The organism is Actinomadura sp. NPDC048021, from assembly GCF_040653135.1.
Lineage (GTDB): Bacteria > Actinomycetota > Actinomycetes > Streptosporangiales > Streptosporangiaceae > Spirillospora > Spirillospora verrucosospora.
The window spans coordinates 21,842-36,702 of the sequence record NZ_JBEZJQ010000025.1 but is presented as its reverse complement, the minus strand read 5'-3'; the positions used below and the strand labels follow the sequence as shown (position 1 = coordinate 36,702).

The following is a 14,861-nucleotide window of genomic DNA, read 5'->3' as shown; positions in this document are numbered from 1 at the left end:
GGTTTCAGGGTCCACTCAGGGTCCGGGCCGGTCCGGCGCAAGCGCTCCGCTCGTTGTCAGAAATCGCCCTTAAATACCAACAGAAACCGCACTAATCGACAATTCAAGAGGCAGAAAACGAGTCGTGTGACTCAGCGCCCTTCGAGCTCTCCGTTCCGGATGGCGGCCAGGAGGGCTTTCCACTGGGCGGGGTGGAGCGTGAGGAAGCCTGCGGAGGTGTCTCGCGAATCTCGGACCAGCACGGCGGGGCCGGCCGCCGCCACCTCGACGCATTCCTGACCGCCGCCGCTGGCGCTGCTCTTCCGCCAGCTCACCGCCGCTCCCCGATCCGACCGGTACACCATCCAGCAACCCTCCATCCATTGCCGGCGGGTGCCGTCTCGCCAACCGATCGGACAAGAACACCCGCCAGGCGAGCGCCAGCAGGGCACGACAAACCACGACCTTGTGGAAAATTTCCCGATCACGAGTGTAAACGGTTCTAGTTATCCCGCCTACAAGGGAACACAAGATCACCCTGCGTGTTATGACGGCCACTCGCCTTGTCGGTGTCCGATGCGGCTGTCACCTCCGTCGCGTGGTTCGGGTTGCGGTCGGGGAATCAGGCCATGAGGTCTTCGGCGGCCTGCCGCAGCAGCGCGATCGACTCGTCCGCCGACAGCGCCTGCTCCAGCAGGAGCTCGAAGGTGTCGCGGTACTCGGTGATCCGTTCGTCCTCGCCGGTGATCATCACGCTGGCGCCCGGCCGCGCCTCCAGCCAGAGGACGTCGTCGAGGTCGCCGTCGAACTCCAGGAGGCTGAACGGCCCGTCGAGCCCGAGGTGCGCGCCCGCCTTGAACGGGATGATCCGCACGGTGAGCAGGTCGTCGCGCTCGCACGCGTCCGCGATGTGGTTGAGCTGGGCGGGCATGATCGCCGGGTCGCTCTTGATGCCGACGTGCCGGCGGATGACGGCCTCGTCGATGATGTAGTGCTGGCGCGGCGGGTTCTGCCGCTTGGCGAACTCCTGCTGGCGCTGGATGCGCAACTTCGCCGCCAGCACCCGCGCCTGCTCGGAGATCTTGCCGGTGGACAGCACCTCGGCGTACTCGGCCGTCTGGATCAGCCCCGGGATGACGGTCCCGTGGAACTGCCGGATGAACGCGGCGCCGGCGGAGTACCCGACATAGGAGAGGAAGCTCGGGTCCAGATCTCCGCGGTAGGCGTTCCACCAGGCGGGTTCCCGCGCGCCGCGGGCGAGCGCCTGCAACCGCTCCTGGCGCCCCTCCGAGGTGACGTCGTAAACCGCGAGCAATGCCTGCAGATCGGTGCGGGTGATGGCGTTCTTGCCGCCCTCCACCCGGATGAGCTTGGACGGAGACCACTCCAGCTGCCGCGCCACCTGCTCCTGCGTCAGCTTCTTCTCTTTGCGCAGGCGGACGAGCTCGGTGCGCAGCAGCGCACTCTGGACTACGGGGCCCTGGTCACTGACCATTGGTTCGCTCACTCTGAGTAGTGCATGCCACCCAACTGGATGCTACATGGCAATCGGGGACCTGGCATCCCACTCCCCGACACGACGCTACATGTCCCAGACATCTGATCTTCGCTCCGCCCACCAGACCCCGCCATATCGCCCAAAACTCGCGTCGGTAGCTTCCAGAGTGCTGCATACCGTCGGACTCTGTTGTAATGTGCTACATAGCAGATTAGCAGACGACGTCATGCAACAAGACGGGATGCCGCATCCGAGCGCGGATGAGGTTGAACACAGGGTGAGGTCCCGGCGGGGAACGGCGCAGCCGGGCCGGGACCGACCGCAGGCGGAGACGGGCCGGCCGCGAGCGGGGTACGACGAAGAGGGCCGAACGCGCCACACGGGGAGGCCGCAAGGGGACAGGAGACTCCGGCGACGCCTGAGGGCGGCACCGGGCGAGGAACACGAGAAGGCACTGCCAGCGAAGGCAACAGAGTCGCCCGCCGCTTCCCGCCGATCAACGGTTTGGCAGCCACGACGATCGGAGGGAGAGCGGAGAGCGACTCCCGGGGCCGCACGAGACGATCGGCCGACCGCGCCCATCCTCTGCGAAGACGCAGAAAGATCCGCGCTGACCTGCCAAAACGTCTCTGCGGACTCATCTAGTCTAACCGCGACCACGCGGTGCGGACCATAGGTGATGTGACTCCGGTCACCCGCGGGCCATACCGGACCTACCCGGCGCCCGCGCGGATTCCGGAGCCGCGATTCGAGGCATGGGGTCCCTGACATGTCCAGACAGCACGTACCGTCCCCCACCTCCGCCGTCCACCCCACGAGTCCGGCGGGCTCGTCGCCGCCCGCCCGGCCGGGCGTCGGGCGGGTGAGCCGATGAACGAGCACGCCCGCCACCACGACCCGGACAAGCTCGTCCCCGACGAGCTTGTCCCCAACGAGCTCGTCCCGCGGCAGCGGACCGTCCAGCGGCGGGCCGAGACCGTCCGGCGGCCCGGGTTCTGGCACGGGCTCACCACCGCCGAGCGCGCCGCGTTCCTGGCGCAGGCGCGGGAGGTCGTCCACCCGGTCGGCGCCGTCCTGTGGACCGAGGGCCAGGACGCCGACCACACCCTCGTGATCAAGTCCGGCTCGGTGCGGATCTCCGTGGAGCGGGACGGCCGCGAGCGCTTCGTCGCCTTCCGCGGGCCCGGCGACATCATCGGCGAGCGCGCCGCCCTCCTGCTGCGCCGCCGCTCGGCGACCGTCGTCGCCATGGACGCGCTCCACGTCCTGTGCCTGACCACGCAGGAGTTCGTCGCCTACCTGAGCGACCACCCGCACGTGGTCGCCGTCCTCGAACGCGAGATGTACGACCGGATGACCGAGCAGGGCCCGGGCCGGCCGCCGCGGCGGGCCCACCACCCCGGCGGCGCGGCCCACCCGTACGGACCCGCGGCGCAGTACGGGGCGCCGCAGCCGTACGCCGTGGCGCAGATGCCGGTGGTCCCGAACTACCCGTACGCGATGGCCGGGCCGTTCGTGGTGACGGCCCCCTACGCCGCGCCCGACCCGCGGGCGGGCGGCGCGACCTGCGTCGTGGAGCCCGCAGCCGCGATCAACGGCGCGGGCGCCGCGTCCGGGGCGGCCCCGACCGTCCCGTGCCGCACCGTCCCCGCCAACTCCCTGCCCGGGAACTCCCTGCCGCCCGCCAACTCGCTGCCGCCCGCCCGCTCCGTCCAGCCGGTCCTGGAGGCCGCCGTCGAGACGTCCTGGGAACGGCCGACGCAGCCCATGGTCCTCCCGGATGTCGGCGCCCCGTCCTGGGCCGGCCAGAACTGCACCATCGTGTACACCGACGTGGCCGGGTTCAGCTCGCCCGACCGCAACGACGCCGACCGGATCGGCGTGCGCCGCGCCATGTACCGGGCCCTCCGCGAGGCGTTCGAGGAGTCGGGCGTCCCCTGGGACGCCTGCCACGTCGAGGACCGCGGCGACGGCGCGCTCATCGTCATCCCGCCGCAGGTCCCGACGGCCACCGTGATCGACCCCATGCTGGTCTCGCTCGGCCGGCGGCTGCGCCGCCACAACCACCGCGCGACCGGGGCCGTCCGCGTCCAGCTCAGGGTCGCCGTGAACGTCGGCCCCGTGATGCCCGACCCGCCCGGTGTGTCCGGCTCGTCCATCATCACGACGGCCCGGCTCCTCGACGCCGGCCCGCTCAAGGACCGGCTCGCCGCGACCGGCGCCGACCTCGGCGTCATCGCGTCCCGCTTCGTCTACGACTCCGTGATCGTTCCGAGCCCCGGCCACGTGACCGCCGCCGAGTACGAGCGGATCACCTGCCGGGTGAAGGAGTCGCACCTCGAAGGCTGGATCCACCTGCGCGGCCTGGCCGCCCATCCGGCGGCCTGACCTGCCGCCCGCCGGCCCGTCCCCCGCACGGGCCGCCCCGGCCCGCCACGACCCCGCGCGCACCGCGCCGCGGGGTTCTCCGCTTCCCGCCCCCCGCTAGCCGGCCGGCCTCCCGTCGTGGTTGCGCGGTAACCGCAGGACGAACCGGGCGCCGCGCTCGCTGTCCTCGATGGTGAGGGTGCCGCCGTGCAACTGCGCGATCTCCCGGGCGATCGGCAGGCCGAGACCGGTGCCCCCGGGGTCGCGGGCCTTGCTGTCCTCCAGGCGGGCGAAGCGCTGGAACACGAGGTCCCGGTCCTTCTCGGCGACGCCCGCGCCGTCGTCGACGACCTCCAGCACGGCCGTGCCGTCCTCCCGCGCCACCGTGATGTCGACGCGCGACTCGGCGTGCCGCTCGGCGTTGTCCAGCAGGTTCGTCAGCAGGCGGACGAGCCGGAGCCGGTCCCCGCGCACCGTCACGCCCTCCTGGAGGTGCGGGACGATCCGCTTCGTCCGCTCCGACCTCGCCACCTCGATGGTGACCAGCGCACCGAGGTCGATCGTCTCGACCTCCTGCCAGGCGGCGGCGTCCAGCCGGGCGAGCTGCAGCAGGTCCGTCACGATCGCCTGGAGCCGCTCCAGGCTCTGCAGGACGCCGCGCGCCGTCCGCGGCCAGTCGACGTCGTCGGGGAACAGCAGCGCCTCCTCGATCTGGGTGCGCGCGGCCGCGATGGGGCTGCGCAGGTCGTGGGACGCGTCGGAGGTGAAGCTGCGCTGCCGTTCGAGGGCGCTGTCCAGCCGGTCCAGGGTCGCGTTCGCGGCCTCCGCGAGCCGCCTGATCTCGTCCCGGCCCTCCGGCACCGTCACCCGGCGGCCCGACCGGTGCGCGGTGATCTCCGCCAGCTCGGCCCGGATCGCCTCCACCGGCGCGAGGGTCTGGTCCACCGTCGCCCAGGCGCGCAGGCAGCCCAGCAGGATCACCAGCAGCGAGACGCTGGCCAGGAACATGATCAGGCCGGGGCTCACGTACCAGGGGACGATCGGGACGGCGGCGTAGATCAGCCAGTCGCCGCCGGGCTTGAAGACGCGGAAGCCGATCACCCACAGGCACCGGTGCCGCCGCACCGGCGAGCACACCTTCCGCGAGGTGTAGACGCGCTCCTGCGACGGGACGAAGCGGGCGAGCGGCCGGCGGGCCAGCGCCCGGCCCGGCGACCCCGCGATCACCGTCCGCCTCTCGTCCATGACCTGCAGCAGGACGCCCGGCACCCCGTCGATCCGCCCCTCCACGGGCTCGCGCCGCAACGCGTACGACAGCCGGAGCGCGGCCGCGGTCGCCTCGCCGCGGGCGGAGTCGGTCTCCGATCCCCGCGCCTCCACGAGGATCAGCGTCGTCACGATGGCGCAGATCACGGCGGTGACCGTCCCGGCAATAACGGTCATCCGCACCCGTATGGACCATGTGCGCCGTTCGAACACCCGACCTCCCGCAGGTGAGGTAATCACCGCACACGCCCGGATCAGTCCTCTGAACAGCAGCGATGCGGCCAAGAGCGGCAAAAGAAATGGTTGCCGGACCGACCGGTCACCCAGAAGCCCGGGCACTGGGAAGCGCCGCGACTAGCATGTCCGGTTATGGAGCTGCGCCAGCTTGAGTACTTTGTGGCGGTCACGGAAGAGGCCGGCTTCACCAAGGCCGCGGCAAGGCTGCACGTGGCCCAGCCGGGCGTGAGCGCCCAGATCCGGCAGCTGGAGCGGGAGCTGGGGCAGCCGCTGTTCGACCGCTCCGGCCGCACGGTCCGCCTGACCGAGGTCGGCGCCGCCGTCCTGCCCTACGCGCGGGCCGCGCTCGCGGCGGTCGAGGGCGCCCGGCTGGCCGTGGACGAGCTGACGGGCCTGCTCCGCGGGCACGTCACGATCGGCACGATCGACTGGATCCGGTCGCTGGACCTTCCGGGCATGCTGGCCGAATTCCACCGCGACCACCCGGACATCGAGATCACCGTCGTCCAGGAGGACTCCGCCGCGCTGACCGAGGGGCTCCGCACCGGACGGATCGACCTGGCGTACCTCAGCCTCGGCGCGGGCCCTCCCGAGGGCGTCGCGACGCGGGTCGTCATCGAGCAGGACCTCGTCGCCGCCGTCGCCCGCACCCACCCGCTGGCGCGCAGGTCCACGATCACCCTGCGGGCGCTCGCCGAGGAGAGCCTGATCTGCCTGCCGAAGGGCACCGGGCTGCGGTCCGTCCTGGACGCGGCCTTCGCGGACGCCGGACTGCGCCCCCGCGTGGCGTTCGAGGCGGGCGAGCCGCCGGTGCTCGCGGAGATCGCCGCGCACGGCCTCGGCGTCGCCGTGCTGCCCGAGTCCGCCGCCCTCGGCCGCCCGGACGGCCTGCGCGCGCTCCCGGTCGTCCGGCCGCGGCTGACCGGGCGGATCGCCCTGGCCTGGCGCGCCGAGGGACCGCGCGGCGCGGCGGCGGGGGGGGGGGGGGGCCCCCCCCCCCCCGGGGCCCCCCCCGGAACGCGCCCCCCCCGCCCCGGGGCGCCCCACCCCCCCCCCCCCCGCCGGCCCCCGGCGGCGCCGCGGAGGCCCCCCCCCGCGCGCCGGTGGCCCGCCTGATCAGGCCGCCCGCTCGCCGGAGTCGTCCACCACGCCGCGCAGGACGTCCGGCCGGTTGGTGATGATCCCGTCCGCGTCGAGGTCGATCGCCCGCTCCATGGCGCCGGGGTCGTCGACCGTCCAGGTGAGCACGTCCATCCCGGCGTCGTGCACCGCGTCGACGTAGGACCCGGTCAGGCCGCCGAAGGGCGGATTGACCTGGTCCGCGTACTTCGCGAGCTTCGGCAGGTCCGCTGCCTTCGGAGTGCCCAGCAGGCCGGTCGGCACCTTCGGCAGGACGGAGTGGAACCGGCGCACCGAAGCCCAGTCGAACGACTGGACGACGAGGCGCCGCCCCCGCGGGTCGTACCGCAGCCAGGACGGGGACCGCTTCAGCTCCGCCGCGATGCGCCGCTCGACGCCCGGGTAGAGCTCCGGGCTCTTGATCTCCAGCAGCAGGCCGAGGCCCTGCCCGCGCATCGCGGCCAGCACCTGGCCGAGCGTCGGGACGCGCTCGCCCGCGTACCTCCTCGCGAACCAGCCGCCGGCGTCCAGCCTCCCGATCTCGGCGAGAGTGAAGTCGGCGACCTTCCACGGCCCGCGGCCCGGGTAGACCTCCTCGGCGTTCGTCGTCCGGGCGAGGGTCGTGTCGTGCATGATCACGAGCTGGTGGTCCTTCGTCTCCTGGACGTCCAGCTCGAACATGTCCGCCTTCCTCGCCCGGGCGAGCCGGAACGCCGCCAGCGTGTTCTCCGGCGCGTACGCGGACGCGCCGCGGTGCGCGACGTCCAGGACGCCGGAGTCCGGATCCGGAGCCCGGACCGGGGCGGTGCGCGGCCGCGGTTCCGGGGCGCCCGGCAGCACGGACAGGAGCGGGTCGGGGCCTGGCCGGGCGCCGGCGGGCGCCGCCGGGACGGCGACGGCCGCGGTGGCCAGGACGGCGATGAGCGCGAGACGATTCCGCCGGTGCATCAGTCACCTCTCGGGAGCCGGGGCTGTCCGCCCCAACCCTCGGACCGTCCGGTGACGCCGGAGTTACGGATCGGTAGCAGACTGTGTACCGAAGGTGACGATACGCAGCGGGTCCCGTCAGGACGAGTCAGACACGGCCGGACCGCCGGAATCCCCTCCGGGCTCCTCCGCGCCGCCCGGCCCCGCGGCCCGCGCGCTCTTGGCCGCCTTCGCCAGCACCAGCGCCCCGAACAGCAGCCTCCTGCTGCGCCTGAGCGGGCGCGGGAACCTCGCCCGTCCCGTCTCCGGCCCGGGCCGCCGCGGCGCGGGAACCAGGGGACGCGCGGGGCGCCGGGGCGTGCCCAGCCGCGTCGGACGGCTCCGCCCCCGCAGCGTCACCGACCGCCCGAGGTCCCACTCGTCGGACTCGGCGAGGTGCGCGAGCTCCAGCACGGTCGCCGAGGCGAGCACCCGCCCCTCCTCGTCCTTCGCGAGGTCGCTGAGCCGGGCCGCCTCGTTCACCGGATCGCCGATCACCGTGTACTCGAACCGCTCCTCCGCGCCGATGTACCCCGCGACGACCGGGCCCGCGGACACGCCGATCCCCGCGTCCAGCATCGGCACCTCGGCGCGCAGCCGCACCGCCAGCTCCCGGGCCGCGCCGAGCGCCCCGCCGGCCGAGTCCTCCACCTGCGTCGGCGCCCCGAAGATCGCCAGCGCCGCGTCCCCCTCGAACTTGTTGATCCAGCCGCCGTGCTTCGCCACCGCCGACACCACCACGCCGAAGAACCGGTTGAGCAGCCCCACCACCTCGTCCGGGCTGCGCGTGTCGGCCAGCCGGGTCGACCCGGTCAGGTCCACGAACAGCACGGCCACCTCGCGCGTCTCGCCGCCGAGCGTGACGACGCCGCGCTCCAGCGCCAGGTCGGCGACCTCCTCGCCGACATGCCGCCCGAACAGGTCGCGCAGCCACTCGATCTCGCGCAGCCCCGCGACCATGTGGTTGAAACCGGCCTGCAGCTGCCCGACCTCGCTCGCGTCGTACACGTCCACCTCGGCGCCGAGGTCCCCCCGCTCGACCTGCGCCATCCCGCTGCGCACCGCCTTGATCGGGTCGGCGATCGCCCGCGTCGCCATGTAGATCACGCAGACCCCCGCGAGCAGCGCAGCGCCGCCGAGGCCGAGGATCGTGATCGCGAGCTGGGTGACGTTGATGTCCGGCGAGGCCAGCGCGGCGATCGCGACGCAGATCAGCCCGAACACCGGGATCGCCGTCCCGAGCGCCCACGCGAGCATCACCCGCGTCGTCACCCCGGGCAGCCGGAGCCTCTTCGGACGTTCCGCTCCCAGCACCAGCGCCGCCGCCGGACGCAGCAGCCGCTCCGACAGCAGGTAGACGATCGTGCAGGTCGTGCCCGCGCCGAGCAGGCACGTCAGCCCCGTCTTCACCGCCAGCCGTCCGGTGAACAGCATCAGGTCGAGCGCCGCCCAGCCGAGCGCGCCGACCGCCCACAGCGCCCCGACGAGCAGCGTCAGCCGCAGCGGCCCGAGCAGCACGGCCCGGCGCTGCCGCCGGTCGGGCTCTCCCCCGTCCCGGACGAACGTGACCACGGGCCGCCACAGCCACAGACCGCACAGGAGCGCCGCCGGCGCCGCGACCACCGGATAGCTGAAGAACGCCACCGCGTTGACCAGATGCACGTAGTCGCGGTCGTCCAACGGAGGATCGGGCACCACGAACGTCGCGAACAGCAGCACCACCAGCGAACCGATGACGTTCGCCACGCCCACCACGACCAGCAGGACCCACCGCACCCGGATCTCAAGCATGCTGGTCACGCGCGCCTCCGGAGGAAGGAACCGCCATAAGGGATCATCCCACGGCGGGCGCCTCCCCGCCGTGGGATGCCCTTATCAGGCGCTCGTGCTCTCCTCCGCGAGCGGGACGGGGACCCGCGCCTCCTGCGAGCCGCGCCGGACGAACGGCCAGCCGATCACGACCAGCGCCGCCCAGGCGGCCATCACGTACAGCGCGATCCGCGTGTCGGCCTCCCACGCGATCGTCACGGTGACGAAGGCGAAGAACGCCAGCACGGCCCAGTTCGTGTACGGCGCCCACGGCATCCGGTACGGCGCCTTGGGCAGCTCCCCGGCCGCCGACCGCCGCCGGTAGGCCATGTGCGCGAGCAGGATGACCGTCCACACCAGCAGGGCCCCACCGGTGGAGACGGACGTGATGTACTCGAACGCCTTCTCCGGCACGACCGCGTTGACGACCACGCCGATCCCCATGACCAGCGCGGAGATGACGACGGTCAGCACGGGCACACCGCGCCCGTTGAGCCGTCCGAGCACCTTCGGCCCGTCCCCGTTCACACCGGCCGTCCGCAGCATCCGGGACGTCGAGTAGAGCCCGCCCGCGTTGCACGACGACAGCGCCGCGGTCAGCACCACGAAGTTGACGATGTCCGCCCCGCCCGGAATGCCGATCCGGTCGAACGCCAGCACGAACGGGCTCGCCCCGCCCTTGAACGCCGTCCACGGCACCACCGCGAGGATCACCAGCAGCGACCCCAGGTAGAACAGCGCGAACCGCACCGGCAGCGCGTTGATCGCCCGCGGGATGTTCTTCTCCGGGTCCTTGGCCTCGCTCGCCGTCACGCCCACCAGCTCGACGCCCAGGTAGGCGAACATCACCATCTGCAGCGTCATGATCGTGGCCCCGGCCCCCTCGGGGAACACGCCCCCGTGGTCCCACAGGTTCCCGACCCGCGCGGTGTCCCCGGCGTCGCTGAACCCGAACACCAGCACCCCGAGCCCGACCAGGATCATCATCACGATCGCCGCGACCTTGATCATCGCGAACCAGAACTCCAGCTCGCCGAAGAGCTTCACCGAGATCAGGTTCACCGTGAACAGCACCACCAGCGCCACCAGCGCCGTCTGCCACTGCTCGACGCCCGGCCACCACTTCTGGATGTACTTGCCGGCCGCGGTCAGCTCCGCCATCCCGGTCGTCACCCAGATGATCCAGTACGTCCAGGTCGTGGCGTAACCCCAGAACGGCCCGAGGAACTCCCGGGCATACCCGGCGAACCCGCCCTCCGCCCGCCGGTACGTCAGCAGCTCGCCGAGCGCCCGCATGACGAAGAACAGCGCCAGCCCCGCCACCGCGTACGTCAGGATCAGGCTGGGCCCGGCCTTGGCGATGTTCTCCCCGGCGCCCAGGAACAGCCCGGTGCCGATCGTCCCGCCGATGGCCAGCATCTGGATCTGGCGGGTCCCAAGCCCGCGTTGGTAGTCCTCCGCGCTCTGGTCTGGGAGCTTCGCGACCACGCGGCCTCCTCTCTACAGCCGCCCCCGCAAGGGGGAACAGCGCCACCCTCCGATCACGCACCGTTGCGCAACTCGGACAGAGTAGGAGCCCCAAGCACAAACACGAAACACTCTTGTCCGCCCGGTTTCTCCCCGCCCGGATCGTCCCCCCACCCGCCCGGCGTAACCGAGTTGGCGACCCCCTCGGCCATCGCGTATGCTCTCGGACGTCGCCAAGCGCCGGGAACACCGGCCAAGACACCCCTCCAGAGCCGATAGGCTCGGAGACGCAAGGTCCTGTGGAGCAGTTAGGAGTGCTCGCCACCCTGTCAAGGTGGAGGCCGCGGGTTCAAATCCCGTCAGGACCGCCAGACGCACGCAACACGCGTCCTGGGCAGGTAGCTCAGTCGGTACGAGCGTCCGCCTGAAAAGCGGAAGGTCGGCGGTTCGACCCCGCCCCTGCCCACCTCAAAGACCAGCGAAAACGCCCCGGAGCCATACGGCCCGGGGCGTCTCATTTTGACAGCAACCGGCGCAGGCCAGCCGCGCCGCCACTCGTTCTGGTCGGCGGGTACGCCGGACCGGGCGAGGCCGGGTTCGCGCGCCTTCTCGGTGACATTTCGGGCTGACCTTCCTGGACAAGGACACCCTGACGCCACGCCGACTTTTAGCTGAACGAGGCCAGGTCCCTTGAATATATGGTGTTGATCTAACTCGCGAAATTTCCCCCGCGAGAAATAGGGCGGAGCAGATCATGGTCTCCAGTGGCCGACCAATCTAGTAAGAGTGATTACTGCAAAGGTGTAGGCATCTGACGCCGCTACCGAGGCTTGGTGTGAGGGCGTCAATCTCCTGACTCGCGCGCGATCCCATGGCTGAGGTCCGAGGCGATCGCCTTGTGTGGTTGGGCGCGCGAAAGCGGGGCGGTCGCTGCCGCGGGGCTTCTGGTGCTCTGGCCGTGGATGGCCCCTCGCCCCGCCTTCCTGCAGCTCAGCCCGCGAGTTGGGTGTCCGGGCGGGCCGAGTTGGTGGTTTCCAGCTCATGAGGTTGGTTCCTCGGGCTCGGGTTTACGGGGCGGTGCACTGATCGCCCCAAAACGTAAAGCGGTCATCGTTGTTGGTCAGGATTCCGTCGCGTGGTGCGGCGGCCGGATTCGCGGAACCTGCCCGGGGTAATTATCGCCGCGGTCCGACCGGACCCGCTGATCGATTCAGGGAGATCTGAATGCGAAGAACTCTAGGTATGCTCATGGCCGCCCTGGCCCTGCTGGCAGGAATGGCCCCGACCCGTCCCGCGTCCGCCGAAACCCCGGACCGCGCCGACGGATTGGGCCGGCACACCCGGTTCACCGAGACCGACCTGGTCTCCGACATCCCAGGCCGGGCGCCTCTTCAGGACCCCAAGCTCGTCAACCCATGGGGCCTGGCGCTCAGCCCGACCGGGCCGCTGTGGGCCGCCAACAACGGCACCGGCGTCGCCACCGTGTACGCGGGCGGCGCGAAAGGCGTGAAGAAGCAGGCGCTGGAAGTCACCGTCGAGGGCGGCGCGCCCACCGGAGAGGTGTTCAACAACACCGCCGAGTTCGCGGTGAAGGGCGCGCCGGCCACCTTCATCTTCAGCAGCGAGAGCGGCGCGATCACCGCATGGAACCGCAACACAGGGACCACCGCAGTCCGCGTGGCGGGCGCGCGAGGCGCTATCTACAAGGGACTGGCGCTGCTGCACACCCGCCATGGGGCGTTCCTGCTGGCGACCGACTTCCACAACGGACGCATCGACGTCTTCGACGGGAGGTTCCGGCGGCTCAGGCTGCCCGGCAAGCGCTTCAATGACCCGTCGATCCCACGAGGCTTCGCGCCGTTCAACGTCGCCGTCCTCGGCCGCTCCGTGTTCGTCACCTACGCCAAGCAGGATGCGGACGCCGAGGACGACGTCCCCGGCCCCGGGCTCGGCTTCGTCGTGGAGTACCGGCGGTTCGGTCGCTCCCATCACCGCTTCGCCTCCCGCGGTCCGCTGAACGCGCCGTGGGGGCTGGTGATCGCGCCCCGATCATTCGGTGACTTCGCCGGAGACGTCCTCGTCGGCAACTTCGGCGACGGCCGGATCAACGCCTTCACCCGGCATGGCCGTTGGCGGGGCGCGCTGCGCCGGCCAGACGGCCGCCCGATCGAGATCGACGGCCTGTGGTCGCTCCTGCGCGGGACGCCGACGACCGGTGGCACCGACGCCGTCTGGTTCTCGGCCGGCCCGAACGACGAGACGCACGGCCTCGTCGGCCTGCTGCGCAAGGCCCGCCTGCACTGAACACGAGCGTGACCAGCGGCCGGGCCGGCCGCTGGTCCGTCTCCGTTTCGAGGGGCCTGTCCTGCCAACCGACGCCCCGCCTGCGCGCCTCGGACTCCTGGAGCTCTGCCGGACGAACTGGATCTCGCACTCCACGAACGTCAACGCCCTCGACTCGTTCCTTTGGGCAGGCAGCGCAGATGACTTTGGACGGGTGCGGAAGGCGCGGGCGAGCGAGCGCCGGTCCGGGACCGGTTGTTGGTCGTGGTGGCCCATTGGGGGTTGATGCTGTTCAACCAGGTGTCTTGGTTATCTGCCAGGGGCTGGGTCAGCGGTAGCGGGTGGAAACGGCAGGCGAAGGTCAGGGCGGCGTCGTCTCCATCGCTGCTTACCGTGTGGTTCCATGCGTCTGCCGTGATGGCTGGCGCTTGAAGGTGAAAGTACGTGGTCCTGCGCGGCTGGTTGGTGTCGGGGTGGGGTTTGTTTTCCACGGCGATTTGGTTGACGACCGTGACGGTGCGCATGCCGGTCTCTTCGAAGACCTCGCGCAGGACGGCTTGTTCCAGATCCTCGCCGGGGTGGACGCCGCCGGCGGGGATCTGGGTGCCGGCTTGGGGCATGCCCACGTGGTCGAAGACGAGGAGTTCGGGTGCGTCGCGATGTCTGATCACGTAGGCGGCCACGCGGATTCTGGGACGGGTCACACGGGCATTGTGCGTCTAGACGTGGTCGGCCGTGAGGGTCATCCGGCGGTGCCTACCATGCTGATGCGCAGGTTGGGGCGGTACCGGTTGCCCGGACCGACCTTGATCGGGTCCGGCTTGCAGGCGCCGCGCTTTCCTCGCTTGTCCCAATCGACGGGCTGGTTCTTGAAGCTCTTCTTGCGGCCGGGGCGGGGGTACACCTTCCCGTATGTGTTGCCGGCGAAGTAGTTGTTCTTCCCGCACACCGGGTCGCGGTCGAACTTGAAGTAGGAGAAGAGGCCGTACCAGCCGGTCGTCTGGAACTTGTTGCCGGTCACCCGGTTTCCGCTCGCACCGTCGCTCGCCCGCACCGGGTCACCGCTGACCTTGTAGAAGGCGTTGCCCGACACGGAGTTCTTTCCAGAGCCGTTGGAGAAGTAGACGCCGTGGATGCGGCTGAGCACCGTGTCGTTCTCCAGGTTCCAGAAGTTGTTCCTCTCGATTTTCATGTTCCACGAGTAGTACATGTGGACGGCGCCGTACCCCTCCGTGCCGGAACCGTATTTGGTCCCGATCCTGCGGAAGGTCATGTCCCGGACGGAACCGCCGCTGATCTTCTTGCGGGTGGCCTTGTCGCCCCTGAACAGGATGCCGCCCGCGGTGTAGTTCTGGATGGTCATGCCGCTGAAGTGGATCTTCGCTGCGCCGGGGCGCACGGTGGCCCAGTATCCGTCGCGGCCGCCGCCGTCGAAGACCACGCGCCCCGTCCCCGACTCGGGCCGGACGGTGAACTCCCCGCCCGCCGGGGCGTAGTCCCACTCGAATTCCTCGTCCTTGTAGGTGCCGCCCTTGACGAGCACCGTGGCCTTGGACGCCCCCTTGTCCTCCAGGATCTTCTCCGCCTCGGCCATGGACGAGGCGGTGTTCCCCCGCTTGGCGGACGTTCCCGCCTTCCCTCCCGGAGTCACATGGACGACGATCTCCTCGGCCTCCTGGGCGCCTATCGACGTCGCCTTCAGAGGCGTGGGGCCCAGCGTCGTCGCCGATACCAGCCCTCCTGCCGTCACAACGGCGGCGGAAAGGCCGATCAGTATTGCGGTCTGGCGCATGGATGCTGCTCCTTGCTTAATCGGTCCCCCGACTGATCAGCAGGAACGCTACGGAGCGCCATGCCCGGTCCCTAGGGC

Annotated in this window: 11 protein-coding genes and 2 tRNA genes; 5 read left to right on the top strand and 8 right to left on the bottom strand. The window is 70.9% G+C overall.

The window, feature by feature from the left end; genetic code table 11:
• Positions 1–131: 131 nt before the first annotated feature.
• Both AB0C87_RS32665 and AB0C87_RS32660 read right to left on the bottom strand, forming a co-directional pair.
• Positions 132–314, bottom strand: a complete 183-nt coding sequence (locus AB0C87_RS32665; protein WP_345178088.1) for a DUF397 domain-containing protein — start codon at positions 312–314, stop codon at positions 132–134.
• A gap of 287 nt (positions 315–601) precedes the next feature.
• On the bottom strand, positions 602–1,474 hold the full coding sequence (locus AB0C87_RS32660; RefSeq protein ID WP_345178086.1) for a helix-turn-helix transcriptional regulator: 873 nt from the start codon (positions 1,472–1,474) through the stop codon (positions 602–604).
• A gap of 873 nt (positions 1,475–2,347) precedes the next feature.
• Between AB0C87_RS32660 and AB0C87_RS32655 the strand changes: the two genes are divergently transcribed.
• Positions 2,348–3,865, top strand: coding sequence for a cyclic nucleotide-binding domain-containing protein (locus AB0C87_RS32655; RefSeq protein ID WP_345178085.1), 1,518 nt, complete (start codon positions 2,348–2,350; stop codon positions 3,863–3,865).
• Positions 3,866–3,961: 96 nt separating this feature from the next.
• Here AB0C87_RS32655 and AB0C87_RS32650 read toward each other — a convergent pair whose 3' ends face one another.
• The gene (locus AB0C87_RS32650) at positions 3,962–5,287 is read right to left on the bottom strand and encodes a HAMP domain-containing sensor histidine kinase (protein ID WP_345178083.1); all 1,326 of its coding nucleotides are present in this window, start codon (positions 5,285–5,287) and stop codon (positions 3,962–3,964) included.
• Between the two features lie 192 nt (positions 5,288–5,479).
• Here AB0C87_RS32650 and AB0C87_RS32645 point away from each other — a divergent pair, with 192 nt between their 5' ends.
• Positions 5,480–6,463, top strand: coding sequence for a LysR substrate-binding domain-containing protein (locus AB0C87_RS32645; RefSeq protein ID WP_360581051.1), 984 nt, complete (start codon positions 5,480–5,482; stop codon positions 6,461–6,463).
• Here the strand turns inward: AB0C87_RS32645 and AB0C87_RS32640 are convergent, their stop codons facing one another.
• The 3 genes from AB0C87_RS32640 to AB0C87_RS32630 form a co-directional block, all read right to left on the bottom strand.
• The gene (locus AB0C87_RS32640; RefSeq protein WP_360581049.1) at positions 6,464–7,414 is read right to left on the bottom strand and encodes a glycerophosphodiester phosphodiesterase family protein; all 951 of its coding nucleotides are present in this window, start codon (positions 7,412–7,414) and stop codon (positions 6,464–6,466) included. It lies immediately after the preceding gene.
• 117 nt (positions 7,415–7,531) lie between these two features.
• Complete coding sequence (locus AB0C87_RS32635) at positions 7,532–9,223, bottom strand: adenylate/guanylate cyclase domain-containing protein (RefSeq protein WP_345178180.1); 1,692 nt, start codon at positions 9,221–9,223, stop codon at positions 7,532–7,534.
• An 84-nt stretch (positions 9,224–9,307) separates the two neighbouring features.
• Positions 9,308–10,729, bottom strand: coding sequence for an amino acid permease (locus AB0C87_RS32630; RefSeq protein WP_345178079.1), 1,422 nt, complete (start codon positions 10,727–10,729; stop codon positions 9,308–9,310).
• Between the two features lie 272 nt (positions 10,730–11,001).
• Between AB0C87_RS32630 and AB0C87_RS32625 the strand changes: the two genes are divergently transcribed.
• From AB0C87_RS32625 to AB0C87_RS32615, 3 genes are all read left to right on the top strand, one after another.
• A tRNA-Asp gene (locus tag AB0C87_RS32625) sits at positions 11,002–11,079 on the top strand.
• A gap of 21 nt (positions 11,080–11,100) precedes the next feature.
• Positions 11,101–11,174, top strand: a tRNA-Phe gene (locus AB0C87_RS32620).
• 782 nt (positions 11,175–11,956) lie between these two features.
• Positions 11,957–13,012, top strand: coding sequence for a TIGR03118 family protein (locus tag AB0C87_RS32615; protein ID WP_360581048.1), 1,056 nt, complete (start codon positions 11,957–11,959; stop codon positions 13,010–13,012).
• A 140-nt stretch (positions 13,013–13,152) separates the two neighbouring features.
• Here AB0C87_RS32615 and AB0C87_RS32610 read toward each other — a convergent pair whose 3' ends face one another.
• A complete protein-coding gene (locus AB0C87_RS32610) occupies positions 13,153–13,674 on the bottom strand; it encodes an NUDIX domain-containing protein (protein ID WP_360581046.1) in 522 nt (173 codons plus the stop codon).
• A gap of 59 nt (positions 13,675–13,733) precedes the next feature.
• Positions 13,734–14,783, bottom strand: a complete 1,050-nt coding sequence (locus tag AB0C87_RS32605) for a right-handed parallel beta-helix repeat-containing protein (protein WP_353834560.1) — start codon at positions 14,781–14,783, stop codon at positions 13,734–13,736.
• Positions 14,784–14,861 lie beyond the last annotated feature (78 nt).

What these genes read in the sequence shown, in the direction of transcription:
- AB0C87_RS32640 (WP_360581049.1), bottom strand. Translation starts at nt 7,414, where the DNA reads ATGCACCGGCGGAATCGTCTCGCGCTCATCGCCGTCCTGGCCACCGCG.
- AB0C87_RS32615 (WP_360581048.1), top strand. Translation starts at nt 11,957, where the DNA reads ATGGCCGCCCTGGCCCTGCTGGCAGGAATGGCCCCGACCCGTCCCGCG.
- AB0C87_RS32660 (WP_345178086.1), bottom strand. Translation starts at nt 1,474, where the DNA reads ATGGTCAGTGACCAGGGCCCCGTAGTCCAGAGTGCGCTGCTGCGCACC.
- AB0C87_RS32655 (WP_345178085.1), top strand. Translation starts at nt 2,348, where the DNA reads ATGAACGAGCACGCCCGCCACCACGACCCGGACAAGCTCGTCCCCGAC.
- AB0C87_RS32645 (WP_360581051.1), top strand. Translation starts at nt 5,480, where the DNA reads ATGGAGCTGCGCCAGCTTGAGTACTTTGTGGCGGTCACGGAAGAGGCC.
- AB0C87_RS32650 (WP_345178083.1), bottom strand. Translation starts at nt 5,287, where the DNA reads ATGACCGTTATTGCCGGGACGGTCACCGCCGTGATCTGCGCCATCGTG.
- AB0C87_RS32635 (WP_345178180.1), bottom strand. Translation starts at nt 9,223, where the DNA reads ATGCTTGAGATCCGGGTGCGGTGGGTCCTGCTGGTCGTGGTGGGCGTG.
- AB0C87_RS32605 (WP_353834560.1), bottom strand. Translation starts at nt 14,783, where the DNA reads ATGCGCCAGACCGCAATACTGATCGGCCTTTCCGCCGCCGTTGTGACG.